Origin of the sequence: Nitrincola sp. A-D6, assembly GCF_000764495.1 — a bacterium.
GTDB lineage: Bacteria > Pseudomonadota > Gammaproteobacteria > Pseudomonadales > Balneatricaceae > Nitrincola.
Genome location: NZ_JRLB01000075.1, coordinates 43,286 through 57,683, shown reverse-complemented (window position 1 = coordinate 57,683; position 14,398 = coordinate 43,286). Strand labels below are relative to the sequence as shown.

Below are 14,398 nucleotides of genomic sequence, written 5' to 3'. Positions count from 1 at the left end.
CACCACCCCAGCATGGCACCACCCCAGCGTGCCCCCTTTACCGCATTGCCGTTTTCATATTGGTGAAAATAATCGCTTCTGTAAGATGCGGGGTGTTGATTTGCAGGAGTTGTTCTTTGATCGCTGGGGTCGTGACAACCTTTGGGCGAATTTTATGCTGCAACAGACGTTCCACCATTTCGTCCAGCGCAAAAATTGCAGTTAAATCCATAAAATCGACCTTAAGGCAGTCAATGATGATGTCCTCAGTATCTATAACCTTATCGACGGTTTCGATACGGTCAAGCATATGGCTGACTGATCCAAAGAATAGCGGACCTTTAACATGCACCACGCGGACACCCGGGCCCACTTTTTCAACATCATGGGAATGATGCCCGTTGTGGTCATCAAAGCTGATATCAGCCTCCCTGGCTACCCGCCGCGTCAGCATGCCCATCGCCAGAACCACACCAACGCCGACCGCCATAACCAGATCAACAAGTACCGTCAGCGCGAAGACTGCCATCATAATTAATATTTCTGACCGGGGTGCGGTTTTCAGTCGTTTCAGCATGCGGTAATCAAGAATATCAAAACCAACCTTGATTAATATACCAGCCAGGACGGCCAGTGGAATTTGTGATGCCAGCGGTGCAAGCCCCATTAACAGTGTCAGCAGGAAAAGGGAGTGGATGATACCACTGAGCCGGGTAGTACCGCCTGAGTTCACGTTTATTACGGTTCTCATGGTTGCCCCGGCTCCTGGCAGTCCACCTATAAAAGCACAGAGTGTATTGCCAAGGCCCTGGCCGATCAGTTCGCGATTAGGGCGGGTGTGGGTATGGGTAATGGAGTCTGCCACCAGTGATGTCAGCAGGCTATCAATACTGCCAAGCAGTGCCAGTGTAGCACCCAGTGTCACGATGACACTCCACTGCTCCAGCGTGAATCTGGGTAACTTCAGTTCAGGTAAGCCTGTAGGTATATGGCCAATTTCAGCAACACTAAACCCGGAAAAATAACTCAGCAGAGTGCAAAAAATCAGTGCAATGAGTGGCGAAGGTACGAAGCGACTGAGTTTTATTGGGGTCAGAAAAACGATACCGAGTGTTAATAGCCCTAAGCTCAGTGCTTCAATATTGATGCTGCTGAGGGTATTGGTTAGTTGACTAAGGGCGATCAAGGGTGAAGATGATGCGGGAGCGCCCAGAAGTGGAGCCAGCTGCAGGATAATGATGATCACACCAATGCCGCTCATAAAACCTGATATCACCGGGTAGGGAATAAAGTGCACCAGTCCGCCGGTACGCAACAGACCCAGAACCATTTGCAGCAGGCCTCCTACCAGCACTACAGCCAGTGCCATCTCGAAACTGCCACCAAATGCGGCGATAGCTGATGCAAAAACTACTGTCATCGGACCGGTGGGGCCGGAAATCTGTACGCGTGTTCCCCCGAATATGGCCGCCACCAATCCCAGGGCTATAGCACCATAGAGGCCAGCAGCCGCACCCGCACCTGATGCAACACCAAACGCCAGCGCCAGAGGAAGGGCTACTACGCCCGCCGTAATGCCACCAAAAAGGTCACCTTTTAAAGAAGGGAGAGTAAACGATACATAGAATCTGTTCCGGGTTCAGCCTGAGTTTGTCACTTTGCACCGCTTTTTGGCGCTTTGCAATCAACATGTGACTGTAAGGCTTATCAGTGTGGATGCAATTGCTGATCAGGTGGAAAAACCAGGCCAGCATGGATCGTGGACGCTAAGCAATATCTGCTCCAAGTGCGACATTATGCCTCAATTCAAGCCAGTAGGTTTCCACTACAATCGGTCTCGTTTCAAATTTTAGCCCTTTCGCAGCACCACTTCAGCGGCCTTTAACCCCCTTCAGGTCGACAGATGTCGCAGGTGTAGATATAGATCAGGGAATAAGTAGGAGCCAAAATGAATCGTACAACCCAATATTCGCGAATTAAGCCAAGGCAATTAGTTGTTGCTGTTGCTGTCGCCTCGATTAGCCAGCTAGTCAACGCTGAACAGGTCCAGATGGCTACTGTTTTGGTCGTGGAAAAGCCTGTACCAGCTGCACTGGATAATTCCATGCAGCAACCTCCATCCGTCATTGAAATGCTTCGTGCCGCTACCAACGACAGTGCCAGTTTGCTGCGCGATATCCCCGGCGTCAGTCTTTACGCTGCGGGTGGCGTGTCTAGCCTGCCAGCGATTCATGGATTGGCTGATGACCGCCTGCGTATTAAAGTCGATGGTATGGACCTGATTGCAGCATGTCCCAACCATATGAACCCGCCACTGTCCTATGTTGAGCCCAGCAATATCGGACTGCTTAAGGTCTATGCCGGTATTACTCCGGTTAGTGTCGGTGGTGACAGCATTGGCGGTACCATTGTTGCGGAAAGACCTGCACCGGAATTTGCTCTTTCAGGTGAAGGGAGTATTTCCAAAGCTGAAGTGGGTACTTTCTATCGCAGCAACAACAATGCCTTTGGAGGCAACCTGAATGCCACTTATGCTACTGATAATCTCAGTATCAACTACAGTGGCTCATGGAGTCAGGCCGACAACTACACAGCGGGCGGCAACTTCAGGGATTACGTTGACACGGGTCGTCCTGGCCATACACTGGATCTGGATGAGGTGGGGTCTACTGCGTACGAAACCCGGAATCATGCGCTGGGAATCGCCTTCAGGTCTGGTGATAACCTGTTCCAAACCCGATTAAGCTATCAGGATATGCCAGAGCAGCTTTATCCCAACCAGCGTATGGACCTGCTGGAAAATACCCAAAAACTGGCCAATTTTGCCTGGACTCGCGAATTCGATTGGGGGGTGATGGAAGCACGCGCTTATCATGAAAGTGTCGATCACTTTATGGACTTCGGCGATGACAAACGTTTCTGGTATGGTGCACTGTCTAACCCGGATGGACGGGCCTGCAGTCCGATAGGTTTTATGGCTCTGGGTCAGCCGACCTGCGCTGCGGGTATGCCAATGTATTCTGAAAGCGAGAATACCGGCCTGAGTCTGAAAGCCGATATCAATCTGAATCCCGATCAACTACTGCGCGTCGGTGCCGACCTGCAACGTTACCGTCTGGACGATTACTGGACTGCATCGGGTGGTGGTATGGGGCCGGATATTTTCCAGAATATCCATAATGGTCAGCGTGACCGTTCGGCCGTGTTTGCTGAAGTGGAATCCAGCCATAATGAACGCTGGACTACCCTGTTAGGCGCACGTTATGAACGTGTAAATATGGATGCCGACGAGGTACAGGGTTACAGCATGATGGCTAATCAGGGAGTTGAATCGGCAGCGTTTAACGCCAAGAGTCGCGATCAGACTGATGATAATTTGGATCTGACTGCTCTGGCACGCTACCAGTTCAGCGACACGCTGGATATTGAGGTGGGATTGGCCCGCAAGGTCCGCTCCCCCAATCTGTATGAACGTTATACCTGGTCCAGTTGGGCCATGGCAGCGACCATGAACAACTTTGTTGGTGATGGCAACGGCTATGTGGGTGACGTTAATTTGAAGCCAGAAACGGCCTATACTGCTTCGGCGACATTCGACTGGCATGCCAGTGACCGCCGTTGGAACATTGCGGCCACGCCGTTCTTCACTCACGTGGATGATTATATCGATGCCGTTGCTTTGCCTGCCTGGGGCAGCGACCAATTCAATGTGCTGCAGTATGCCAATCAGTCAGCTCGCCTGTACGGTATCGACCTGTCTATGCAAATGCCGCTGGCATCTAATGATTGGGGACGCTGGGGACTTAAAGGTGTGATCAACTACACCCAGGGTGAGAACCGTGATAGCGGTGATGAGCTGTACAACATTATGCCGCTGAACGGACGCTTCACGCTAAACCATCAACATGGAGGCTGGGACAATGCGCTTGAGTGGGTTGTTGTGGATGATAAAAATGAAGGTTCTGATGTGCGCAATGAAATTGCCACCTCTGGCTATAGCCTGATCAACCTGCGTTCCAGTCATAGCTGGAAACAGGTACGCCTGGATTTCGGTGTCGAGAATCTGTTTGATCGCTACTATACCCTGCCAACTGGCGGTGCATACACCGGTCAGGGCCGAACCATGTCCATGAACGGCGTACCCTGGGGTATCGCTGTACCGGGCATGGGCCGTTCCGCTTATGTCGGTGTGAAAGTGACGTTCTGATCAGCGCTGTTGATAACCGGTATTGGTGATCAGACTGGATGAACGACTCCATGTTCTGGTCTGATCACTAAAGTTAAAGGTGATGGGCAGCACACCCCCTGCAGGTTCCATAAGGCATACCCTGTAAGCTGTCCATTCACCGCTGTTATCCAACTGAAAAGTTTCCGGTCCCTGGAGTACTAAACCGTCCTGACCGCTGACGCTGACATGCATCTGCGTCAATGTTGGATCGAAACTGTCTGCTTTGATCTGATAAAAATTACACACTGATCCATCTGAAAACTCCCGGAACAGACTGTCACGGTCACGACGGATTTCGACTACCAGATCTTTTTTATTCACCAGTGCATAACCTGTAGAGCTGAAGGCAATCAATGTCACTGCAACGTAACCTAGCAGGCGGGGACGCCAAAAACGCGGCGGTTGTTGTGAATGTTGCTGTTGAGCCGCAGCGAAACTGATCAGTCCGGTTGGACGATGGGTTTTCAACATCACCTGGTCGCAGGCATCGATACAGGCAGCACAATCGATACAGGCGGCCTGCAGCCCATCGCGTATGTCTATGCCGGTTGGGCAGACCTGAACGCAGATATTGCAGTCTACACAATCTCCCGTAGTACCCTTTTCCAGCTTTGTTGCACTGTAGGGTTTTATCGCTCCCCTGGGTTCTCCACGTTCTGCGTTGTAGCTGACCTTAAGCGATTGATCATCCATCATCACAGCTTGAAAGCGTGAGTAGGGGCAGGCATGTAAGCAGATTTTCTCTCGTATGAGTCCGGCATTGATATACGTCAGCAGTGTCATGCAGACTAACCAGCCAACCAGGGTGGTGGATGCCTCTGCACTGGCCAGTTGAGCGACAAGGTTTCGGATAGGCATAAAATAGCCGGTGAAGGTGATTGTGGTGAGCAGTGCAACAGTCATCCACAAGGTATGTTTGACTATGCGTCGGGCGAGTTTGGCTCGCGTGAGTGGCATCTGCTCCTGACGCTGGCGCAAAGCCGCGCGTCCTTCTGTCCATTGTTCAATGCGGATAAAGATCCAGGTCCAGATGGTTTGTGGGCAAGCAAAGCCACACCAGACCCGTCCCCAGACCATGGATACAAAAAATAACAGACTGGCCCCTGTAATCATCAACCCTGTCAGGATGTGCAGGTCGTACCAGGAAAGGTGTGTACCGAATAGCAGGATGCGTCGCTGCGGAAAATCAAACAGTAACCAGGGTGTGCCATTGGACTGCATCCATACCAGTCCGAAAAACAGCGCCAATAATGGCCAGCTGATCAGGCGTCTGAGATTCTGAAAGCGTCCCTCAGTGAGGCGTACATGGATTTTTCGGCCTTCAAGCCCGTGGGAATCGGTGATTGGGCGAAGTGGAATTTGAGCAGATGGTGACTGGTGCATGATCGTTAGGCCCTCTTAATTTACTCCAGGCAGTGTAAGGAGCCTGTATAAATAAGGACAGGTACAAAAAAATAATAAATAATAGGTACAGATGTGCAGTCTATTGAGGTGATTATGAAGCAGGATTATGCCTACCTGAAGTTGGAGGCCTGGCTTTACTCCCAAATACAAACAGGCCGTTGGCGAGTGGGTGAACGGTTACCCTCGGTGCGACAGCTGTGCCAGGAAAAGCAATTGTCTAAAGCGACAGTGCTGCATGCCTTTCAGCGTCTGGAAGCCCAGGGGCGTATAGAGGCGCGACCCCGATCAGGCTACTTTGTCTGTGAGTGGCCGGGTTTGGCATTGGATCAGCCTGTAGTGGAATCGACGGCTATTCCCGGCCCTGTACCGGTTAACAGTAGTGAGTTGCTGACTGACATTATGTTGCAGGGGGCCGCCTTTGATCTGTTGCCAGGCGGTCAATCCGCACAGATTTCAGCCGGTCTGATGTTGTTGAACCGCTCGATTGGACGTGCGCTGCGCCAGTCACGAGGCAAAGCACATCAGCGCTATGAGGAGCCGGCAGGTTATCTGCCGTTGCGTCAGACACTGGCACAACGTTATCAGCGAGATGCCTGTCAGGTTAGCGCCGATGAGTTTTGTATCACCAGTGGTTGCCAGAATGCACTGTTTCTGGCATTAAAAACCTGTTGCCGACCCGGTGATCTGGTGGCCGTAGAAAATCCTGGTTTTTATGGTGTGATTCAGTTACTGGAACAGCTACAGCTCAAGGCGGTGCAAATACCCGTTAATATGCAAACCGGCATGGATCTGAATGCCTGGAGCGCGCACTGCAGCATTGGCCCATTCGGGCCTGTGTCGTAACACCCTGCTTTGCTACACCGGGGGATCATTAATGCCAGAAGCGCATCAGCGGCGCTTACTCGATTTGGCTAATAAGCATGAAATTACGTTGATAGAAGATGATATCTATCGTGAACTGAGTTTCACCGGGCGCTTATCGCCTTTGAAAGCACTGGATGAGCAGGATCGGGTGATTCTCTGTGGTTCCTATTCCAAAGCCCTGTCTCGTGATCTGCGTTTGGGATGGGTGCTAAGCAAACGCTGGCATAAGCAAATTGTCTACCTGCAGTTAATAACACAACTGGCGAATAGCCATTTCGTGCAGCAAGGTCTAAATGATTATTTGATTTCGGGTGATTACGACCGTTATTTGCGACAATCCATCAGTGTGCTTTATCGCCAGTCACAAGACTGGATACAGGCGTTGCGAACCCGCTGGCCGGATAGCATAGAGTTTGATCTGCCACAGGGAGGGCTATGTCTCTGGGTGGAGTGGCAACAGCCGATCGATACGCTGGCCCTTTATCCTCTGGCCCAGCAACAGGGCGTGGCTATTACCCCCGGCCCGTTATTTTCTGTTAGCGGTGATTTTCGTCAGGCACTACGTTTGAGCTTCGCACCAGCCTGCAGTTCACAACATCAGTCAGCACTGGATCGTTTACAGCGATTAATGCAGGAACATCAGGTTAAAGGGGCTGATACAGACAGTCTCGGGCGGCGGCTTCCCAGTGGTCGGGAACAACAAATAATCGGCGTGTTTCCTGCTGGGTGTGAGGATCAATAACGGCAACTTGCAGGGGGCGCTCCAGGGGGGAGGCCAGTTGATGGGTAAGCTGATCGAAAGCATGGCTGTCGTGGTTTTCGGATATAGCTGCAAACCATTGTCGACGCTGCAGACAAAGAAAATTGGCGTGGGTGTTCAGTTGGCCAAGTTGAGCCTGTGCCAACCAGGCGGGTTGACCCTCCGCGGCGATGGCCAGGGGTTGAAACAGGCGCCCACGAAACACCGCTTGAGCCTGATCAACGTGCAGGTGTTTTGCGGCAAGCTGCGTTTGAGCCACCTCACTGCTTGATAGTGGCAGTTGATGGTTACAGGTGTGCTGATATTTACGTAACAGCCGGTCTTTCAAGCCAGGACCTATATAGCAGGCCAGATTGATCTCTGAAGGCTGTTGCGGAACGGCAAGATAAAACTTAACTGCCAGTTCAAGGTGAAGTACCTCATGGCTGTACCGATGGCGGATCAGCAGATCCAGCTCGCCCAGTGTACGCTTGTCCGGACTGCGTATTTGCAGATTATGTTCCAGCAGGTCATAGTCCGGGTGCTGCTTTAAGTAAAAATGCCACAGTCGTTCGAAATACTGACCCAGTCTGGTGGGATTGGGGTTGCCGGGTTGTGTTGCAGGTGTTGCAGAAGTGGAGCAGGTTGCTGGTCCAGTTGCTGAAGCAGAGCGCTAAACCAGTCACTGGTGTCCTGCCATTGGCAGAACTCAGGTGCATTAAACAATGTAGGCCCATTAATGGCCCAGCACAGGTCTCTGACGCTTGGATGGTGCAGAGACAGACTCATCGTATTTGCACTAAAGCGTTATTAGCCAAAGAGGCTGCGGGGACGTTTTTTCAGTTGTAACACCACCAGAATCAGCAGGAAACCAAACAGTAATGCTGTTTGCATTGGAATGGTCAGCCCCATAAATGTCCAGTCGATAACGGCACAATCACCCGATCCTTCAAATACAGTCCGTAGTGCAGAAAGTGCCGGTTGTGTTTGCAACAGAAATTCCAGACCTGGACCACAGGCAGGTACCTGATCAGGTGGCAGGTTCTGTAACCAGATATGGCGTAGCTGTACACCAAAACCGGCCAGTCCAACGAGTAGATTCAGGCTGCCATAAAGGCGCTGTCCTGTCTGCTTGGGATTGTGAATCAGGCCCAGAAAAAAGATAACGGACATGCTGATCACAATAACCCGTGTGATAACACACAGCGGACAGGGTTCAAGTTGCAAATAGTTTTGCAGGAATCCGACAGCGAACGCCATGGCGGCTATACAGGTGATTAACCCCAGCAGGTTGATTTGACGATAACTCAGCAACTCGGACTCCTTATTAGGCGCTATTTGCGACGCCACTGACCATTCTGATCCTGCAGGTATTCTCCCGCTTTTGCGCGCTCCTGTAAACGCTGACCCGCACGAATTTCAAATACCTCCAAAGTGACAGAGGCTTCTTGTGCTGAGCGCTGGTAAAGTGTCTGGCGCTGTTGATTGACATCGGTAACCAGTGAACGTAGTTCTCCAGACGGGCTGGTCGTGACAATGCCTATGTAGCCGTTGAGCTGTTCGCCGATCAACCCCTGGGATTTGGCCTGATCTAATGATAAAGCCCAAGCCGGTAGAGAAACCAGCAACAGTAACATGACCCAAATAACGCGTTTGTATGCATGTAACATGGCTGTCTCCTAGAATAGATCGCTGTTTTCTTCCAGCAGATTATCAATTTCCCTGTCGACCTTGACCAGTATCTCATGCTGAATTTTGACATTCAGATTGATGGTGATCGGGTCTTTGGGCGCGGCAATTTGTACGGTTGGTGTGCATGCAGCGACTGTTAGTGCCAGCAAAACTAGTGCTGTTAGCCGAGGAAAGACTGAAATCATAAACGCCTCACATTACCTGAATTATGAATGTTTCAGGGTTAGTGTAAACAATACAGGCTTAACCTATCCCTAACAAACACTTGTATGTGCAAAAAAACTACCGCTGAAAATGATCGTCAACGGCACCCCTGATTCGACCAGTAATCTGCAGGGCTTTCAATAGTGTCGGAATATTGTCCTCAACTGTCAGGGTCAGATCGATTGGTCGTCCTTGCTGCCATTCGGGATTGTTGCCTTGTAGTCGGCTGCGCAGAGTCAGATCGCCATTAGGCTGGTAGTCGACTTGCATATCCAACAGTTGGTAGTGCAAATCACTAAGGGCATCCAAAGCCAGGCGTAGACCCACATTGGATGCTGCCATTGCATCCAGGTTTTCATCTGGCTGGTAGCGGATGACGCCGGGTTGTACTGTGCCAACATTGCCGCTTTGAATGCGTATGCCCTCTGATGTGATCTGAACTGGTAGCTGTCCATCAATCACGCCCTCTCCGTAGAGACCTTTTTCAGCGTAAAGTTCCAGTATTGAACCTAAATTGAGATCACGTAAACTGATCAGGAAAATCATCTCGGGTTTGCTGGGATCAAAACTAAGCGACGGCAGATAAATCTGCCCTCCTAATAGCGAGGCCGTGAAGGCTGAGTTTGTTAACTGCAAGTCTGTGTCTTTTACCAGTTGATAACTCAACGGGGAAAGCTGTAAAGGTAAGCCAATATCGATCTTCCCCATGCGCAAATCACCGCTATTGCGCAGCCTTCCCTGATGATCTACTTGTAGCTCAGACGTCCAATAGAGTTGTTCAACCTGATTGTTGTCATACTGCAGATCAGCTGACTCCAGTTCCAGCGTTGCCTGTAATGACCAATCATTCTGATTCAGTCCCAGCCGACCTTTGGCTTTGAATTGTCCTGTATTCACCGTGAGGGGGAAGGAATGGCTGCAATAAAGGGGCGTAAAGCATTGATAAGAGCTGGTGCAGGCGTGTCTGCAAGAGTCCAGTTTACCTCACCTCTTAGATGGGTATTCAGCTTGGCCCGGGTATTGATTAAAATCGGCAATTGTTCGGAGCCAAGTGATCCCGTTAAATGGATCTCACTGAAATCAGCTGGCAGGCTAAACTGACCCTGAAAATATGCTGTAGGCAACGCAAATGCAGCCGGTTGTATTGTGACCAGCGGCAATGACAGGTCACCGCGTAGTGCTTGACCAAACTGTCCCCCTTGTAGTTGTAATTGCAACGGAAGAAAGTTGAAGTGCTCGAGTGCCTGGTGTTGCAGGTCATCACCATTGACCACCCAGTGAGCTGCTTCGTACTGCCAGCTATCTGCATGGTTTAATGCGCCACGCAGGGTAGTGTTACCTACCAGTTGCAGTAATAATCGGTTAGCTGAAATGTCACCCATTGAGAACTGATGCAGCGTTACTCGGCTGCCTTCAATAAGCGTCACGCTGAAGGTGTTTTGCTGTAACTCTATACGGGCATCAATTTCCAGGCTTATCTGCTTGGCCAGAGCCAGCTCGAAGCTGGGGTGAAGTTGTGCAGATAATGTCAGGTCACCTTCCATAACTTGGAGCAGAGCGATGGGAGATAAGGGGAGTAGACGGGGTAGGCGTAATCTGGAAGAAAAAGCCAGTTGGTCATCCGCTGGGAGTTGCATTGCCAAGGGTAATCTTATCTGGTGTCGTGTCAGCCAGTCCAGCAGGGCACCTGCCTGCAGTTGATGGCCCAGATTAAGGTGCCAGAAATCATCACTAAAGGCGAAGTTCCCAGTCACTTCGTAGAGTAACGTCTGTTCTTGTAATTGCAGATGTATCGACAGATCACGACTTAGGGTAGCCAGTACATCGCCCAGAATCTGTTGATCGCGCTGCAGTGACAGGTGGACCTGCATCTGCTGTGCATTGAGCGTCAGTTCACCTAGTCCTTCGAACAGGGGCCCTTCATCAGTCTGGTAACTCATGGCCAATTCGGCGATCTGCGCTGTTTCTGCCGGGAGTAAATCAAATAGCTTTGTTGCCAGTACCGGGTCAAGATCGACTACGCTGGCTTGAAGAGTTTTTATCCGCTGTGGTAGCGTGGTATCGATCAAAATATCAGCAGACAAGCGCTGGATATGTATCGATTCCAGTGCCGCCTCTGTTAGTAGTGCCCTAAGGCTGAAACGCAGGTGTATGTCGTTGGCTTGCAGGCGAATACGGCGCTGGCCATCCGTGCGTGTCAAGGTGATTTGGCTGATCTCTACATGACCCGCCTGCGGGTGTTGCAGGCTGACCTCTGCTGATTCAAATCCTTGCGACTTAATCCAGTGTTCCAGTGCTATGCGCGACAGAGTTGGTGTCAGCAAGTAGGCCGCAATCAGCAGCGTGCCGAGCAGAAGTAGCGGTAATAGCAGCAGTAATAGCAACTTTTTGCGCACACCCGGCTCCTTTTTTGCGGGGTTAACCTCGCTTACGTACGATATTCATTCCGTCTCTGATGGTTAGAAACACATTTTCAACATCCCGGTCTGTAGCAATACGCTGGTTGGTTTCTACCAGAATATCATCCAGTTCTGATTCGGGCTGTATCACTTTGCCTGACCAGAGCATATTGTCGAGAATGATTAGACCGCCGGGGCGGGTGCGTTTTTTAACTTCCTCATAGTAATACAGATAGCTACGCTTGTCGGCATCAATGAAAGTGAAATCCAGCTCTATATCAAGACTATCCAGGGTATCGGCTGCGCGCCCGAAAATAACCTCTATTTTATGGCCATGCTCGCTGCGCTGAAAGAACTGCTTCGCCATCTCAATGGCACGAGGATTGGTTTCACAGCAGATAAGCTTGCCATCGGCAGGCATGCCTTCGGCAATGGATAAGGCTGAATAGCCAGTGAACATGCCGATTTCCAGTGCCTGTTTGGGTTGTGCCAGGCTTGCCAGCATTTTCAGAGTGCGTCCTACCAACCGCCCTGAAAGTTTCTGGGGCCAGCCCATGTTTTCATTGGTGGCATCGATCAACTCCTGCAATAGAGGGGGTTCCGCTTGGGTGCTGATGTATGCGTAATCCTCAACGGCTTCATCGATAAGAAATTCGGGCATTCGGGAGACCTGGCAATAGATAACATTCGGTTGAAAACAGCCGTAATTGTATCATTATTTACGCTGAGCAGATGCTTTGCCGTACAATAGTGCCTTCTACGCCATTTTGAAACGGGAGCATCCTGATGACTGATTCACTGTTGATATTTCTACTAACCGGGCTGGTATCCATGTCGGCTGCTTTGAGTGCAGGTGCGCTGAATAAATTACCTAAAGACCAGAAGCCACTATTTCTGACTAATCAGAACGGCTTAGTGACGGTAATGGTATTGGGGAATATATCTGCGCTGACCTTGATAGGAGCGTTAGCCTACGGATTTTCACGTCTGGATTGGTGGATACCCCTGAGTTGTGTATTTATTACCTTTCCTGTGATTCATTTTGTTGCGGTTCAGCGTTTGCTGGGCGATCTGACGAATATATTTGTATCCGGTATTATGGCGATTATTTCGGTGCCGGTGCTTTGGTATTTTTGGTAAAACCACCTTTTATGGTTTTAGAAAACCATAAAAGGTCTTTTAATTAAATTCAATATGCCATTCTGATAATTGGTGAAAAATCAAAATCAAATATTGATTAATTTGCGATTCGTCAATACTAAGTCTTGAAATATCGCTTTTTATTCAAAATTAAGTCTTGATTTAAACCCAAAAATTTAAGATGAAAAATATACCGCTGTTTATTTTTTGAGCGGCAATAGTATTCACCTTTGTTGTAATTATCTACTTGAAATCACATGGATTTGCCGTTTTGGGCGGCAAATTTTTGCCACCCTCTTATATAAAAAATGGTTGAAAGAAGTATTAAAGCTCGGTGATAATAAGCCGATAAGATGTATATCATCATTGGTGAAGAAGTTGGTCCGTTATTTGCAATTTTAAACAGATAACTTGTAATGCCTATTTTCTGAGCTGACTATCGGGAACGCACAAACACTATGCTGACAGTGAATAATATGATCGTTGCCCTGGATATAGGTACATCCAAAGTGGTGTGTCTTGTGGGTGAGCTTCGCACTGATGGCAGTATTGAAATAGTGGGTGTGGGTAATCATCCGGCGGCCGGGATGAAGCGGGGCGTGGTTGTCAATATTGAATCCACCGTCAGTGCTATCCGTCGCGCTGTTGAAGAAGCTGAGCTCATGGCTGGCTGCAAAATTCACTCTGTGACTGTGGGGATGGCTGCTGGGCACATCTCCAGCCTCAATTCCAATGGCATAGTCGCTGTGCGTGACCGTGAAGTAACCGAGCAGGATCTGGAGCGGGTGATTGAAGCCGCCCGGGCTGTAGCCGTTCCGGCTGACCAGAAATTACTGCATATTCTGCCGCAGGAATACATGATCGACAATCAGGATGGCATTAAAGAGCCACTGGGTATGTCGGGCGTTCGTCTGGAGGCTAAAGTGCATTTGGTCACCGGGGCGATTAACGCGATTCATAATCTGGAAAAATGTATTCGTCGCTGCGATCTTGAAGTCGATGGTATTGTGCTGGAGCAGTTGGCTTCCGGCTATGCTGTATTGACTGAAGATGAAAAGGATTTAGGTGTCTGCCTGGTTGATATCGGTGCAGGTACTGCTGATATCGCTGTTTTTACTAAAGGCGCTATCCGCCATACGGCAGTAATACCAGTGGGTGGTGACCAGATTACGGGTGATATCGCTATGGCGTTGCGAACCCCCACTCAGCATGCAGAACGGATCAAAATTAAATATGCCTGTGCACTGTCACAGCTTTCCCAGTCTGATGAAACCATTCGTGTGCCTAGTGTGGGCGATCGTCCAGCACGCAACTTATCGCGTCAGGCATTGGCTGAAGTTGTTGAGCCGCGCTATGAAGAGATGTTCAGTCTGATCCAGGATGAGCTGCGCCGCTCGGGCTATGAAGAGCTTGTGGCTGCAGGTCTGGTCTTGACGGGTGGTTCAGCACGAATGGAAGGAGCTGTTGAACTGGCAGAAGAAATTTTTCACATGCCGGTCAGGCTGGCTGTTCCGGATGGGGTGCGTGGTATGGAAACGCTGCTACACAACCCGATCTATGCCACCAGTATTGGTATGTTGCACTACGCTCGCCAGGCGCAGAGCAATATGAATGAATCCGGCCTCACGGTTCCGGAAGCGGCCAGGCACCCCAAGGCATCTGTGCCGGTTGGTAATGTATTTGGGCGCATGAAAACCTGGTTGCAGGGTAATTTCTGATATATGAGACCCGTCAAAGAACGGGGACTTT

15 protein-coding genes and 1 pseudogene are annotated in these 14,398 nt (G+C 50.0%); 5 read left to right on the top strand and 11 right to left on the bottom strand.

The window, feature by feature from the left end; all coding sequences use genetic code 11:
- Nucleotides 1-37: 37 nt before the first annotated feature.
- Nucleotides 38-433 (bottom strand): sodium-independent anion transporter, encoded by a 396-nt coding sequence (locus tag LH51_RS23630; protein ID WP_268746567.1) that lies wholly within the window; start codon nt 431-433, stop codon nt 38-40.
- 81 nt (nt 434-514) lie between these two features.
- Nucleotides 515-1,567: pseudogene (locus tag LH51_RS12265) on the bottom strand (SulP family inorganic anion transporter); the annotation flags it as partial.
- A gap of 360 nt (nt 1,568-1,927) precedes the next feature.
- Here LH51_RS12265 and LH51_RS12260 point away from each other — a divergent pair.
- Nucleotides 1,928-4,186 (top strand): TonB-dependent receptor, encoded by a 2,259-nt coding sequence (locus tag LH51_RS12260; RefSeq protein ID WP_052063737.1) that lies wholly within the window; start codon nt 1,928-1,930, stop codon nt 4,184-4,186.
- On the opposite strand, the gene ccoG is transcribed toward LH51_RS12260, so the two are convergent.
- The gene (gene ccoG, locus LH51_RS12255; protein WP_081960796.1) at nt 4,187-5,590 is read right to left on the bottom strand and encodes a cytochrome c oxidase accessory protein CcoG; all 1,404 of its coding nucleotides are present in this window, start codon (nt 5,588-5,590) and stop codon (nt 4,187-4,189) included. It abuts the gene before it with no gap.
- A 93-nt stretch (nt 5,591-5,683) separates the two neighbouring features.
- Here ccoG and LH51_RS23625 point away from each other — a divergent pair, with 93 nt between their 5' ends.
- The gene (locus LH51_RS23625) at nt 5,684-6,454 is read left to right on the top strand and encodes an aminotransferase-like domain-containing protein (RefSeq protein ID WP_200881986.1); all 771 of its coding nucleotides are present in this window, start codon (nt 5,684-5,686) and stop codon (nt 6,452-6,454) included.
- A 31-nt stretch (nt 6,455-6,485) separates the two neighbouring features.
- On the top strand, nt 6,486-7,217 hold the full coding sequence (locus LH51_RS23620) for an aminotransferase-like domain-containing protein (protein WP_200881985.1): 732 nt from the start codon (nt 6,486-6,488) through the stop codon (nt 7,215-7,217).
- Here the strand turns inward: LH51_RS23620 and LH51_RS24800 are convergent.
- From LH51_RS24800 to LH51_RS12210, 8 genes are all read right to left on the bottom strand, one after another.
- Nucleotides 7,120-7,782, bottom strand: coding sequence for a DUF1853 family protein (locus tag LH51_RS24800; protein WP_442934836.1), 663 nt, complete (start codon nt 7,780-7,782; stop codon nt 7,120-7,122). The genes LH51_RS23620 and LH51_RS24800 overlap by 98 nt on opposite strands.
- Complete coding sequence (locus LH51_RS12240; RefSeq protein ID WP_036522500.1) at nt 7,764-8,003, bottom strand: DUF1853 family protein; 240 nt, start codon at nt 8,001-8,003, stop codon at nt 7,764-7,766. Before LH51_RS12240 ends, LH51_RS24800 begins: the two co-directional genes overlap by 19 nt.
- Nucleotides 8,004-8,024: 21 nt before the next feature.
- The gene (locus LH51_RS12235) at nt 8,025-8,528 is read right to left on the bottom strand and encodes a disulfide bond formation protein B (RefSeq protein ID WP_036522498.1); all 504 of its coding nucleotides are present in this window, start codon (nt 8,526-8,528) and stop codon (nt 8,025-8,027) included.
- 20 nt (nt 8,529-8,548) lie between these two features.
- Nucleotides 8,549-8,884, bottom strand: coding sequence for a YdbL family protein (locus tag LH51_RS12230; protein WP_036522496.1), 336 nt, complete (start codon nt 8,882-8,884; stop codon nt 8,549-8,551).
- A 9-nt stretch (nt 8,885-8,893) separates the two neighbouring features.
- Nucleotides 8,894-9,091: a YnbE family lipoprotein gene (locus LH51_RS12225; protein ID WP_036522494.1), complete on the bottom strand. Its 198-nt coding sequence runs from the start codon at nt 9,089-9,091 to the stop codon at nt 8,894-8,896.
- Between the two features lie 97 nt (nt 9,092-9,188).
- The gene (locus tag LH51_RS12220) at nt 9,189-10,007 is read right to left on the bottom strand and encodes a YdbH domain-containing protein (protein WP_036522492.1); all 819 of its coding nucleotides are present in this window, start codon (nt 10,005-10,007) and stop codon (nt 9,189-9,191) included.
- On the bottom strand, nt 10,004-11,506 hold the full coding sequence (locus tag LH51_RS12215; RefSeq protein WP_036522490.1) for a hypothetical protein: 1,503 nt from the start codon (nt 11,504-11,506) through the stop codon (nt 10,004-10,006). Before LH51_RS12215 ends, LH51_RS12220 begins: the two co-directional genes overlap by 4 nt.
- Before the next feature lie 22 nt (nt 11,507-11,528).
- A complete protein-coding gene (locus tag LH51_RS12210; protein WP_036522488.1) occupies nt 11,529-12,170 on the bottom strand; it encodes an O-methyltransferase in 642 nt (213 codons plus the stop codon).
- Between the two features lie 125 nt (nt 12,171-12,295).
- Between LH51_RS12210 and LH51_RS12205 the strand changes: the two genes are divergently transcribed.
- Both LH51_RS12205 and ftsA read left to right on the top strand, forming a co-directional pair.
- The gene (locus LH51_RS12205; protein WP_036522486.1) at nt 12,296-12,649 is read left to right on the top strand and encodes a hypothetical protein; all 354 of its coding nucleotides are present in this window, start codon (nt 12,296-12,298) and stop codon (nt 12,647-12,649) included.
- 458 nt (nt 12,650-13,107) lie between these two features.
- Nucleotides 13,108-14,367 carry a cell division protein FtsA gene (gene ftsA, locus LH51_RS12200; protein ID WP_036522484.1) on the top strand — a complete coding sequence of 420 codons (1,260 nt, stop codon included), beginning with the start codon at nt 13,108-13,110 and terminating at the stop codon, nt 14,365-14,367.
- The last annotated feature ends 31 nt before the right edge of the window (nt 14,368-14,398 follow it).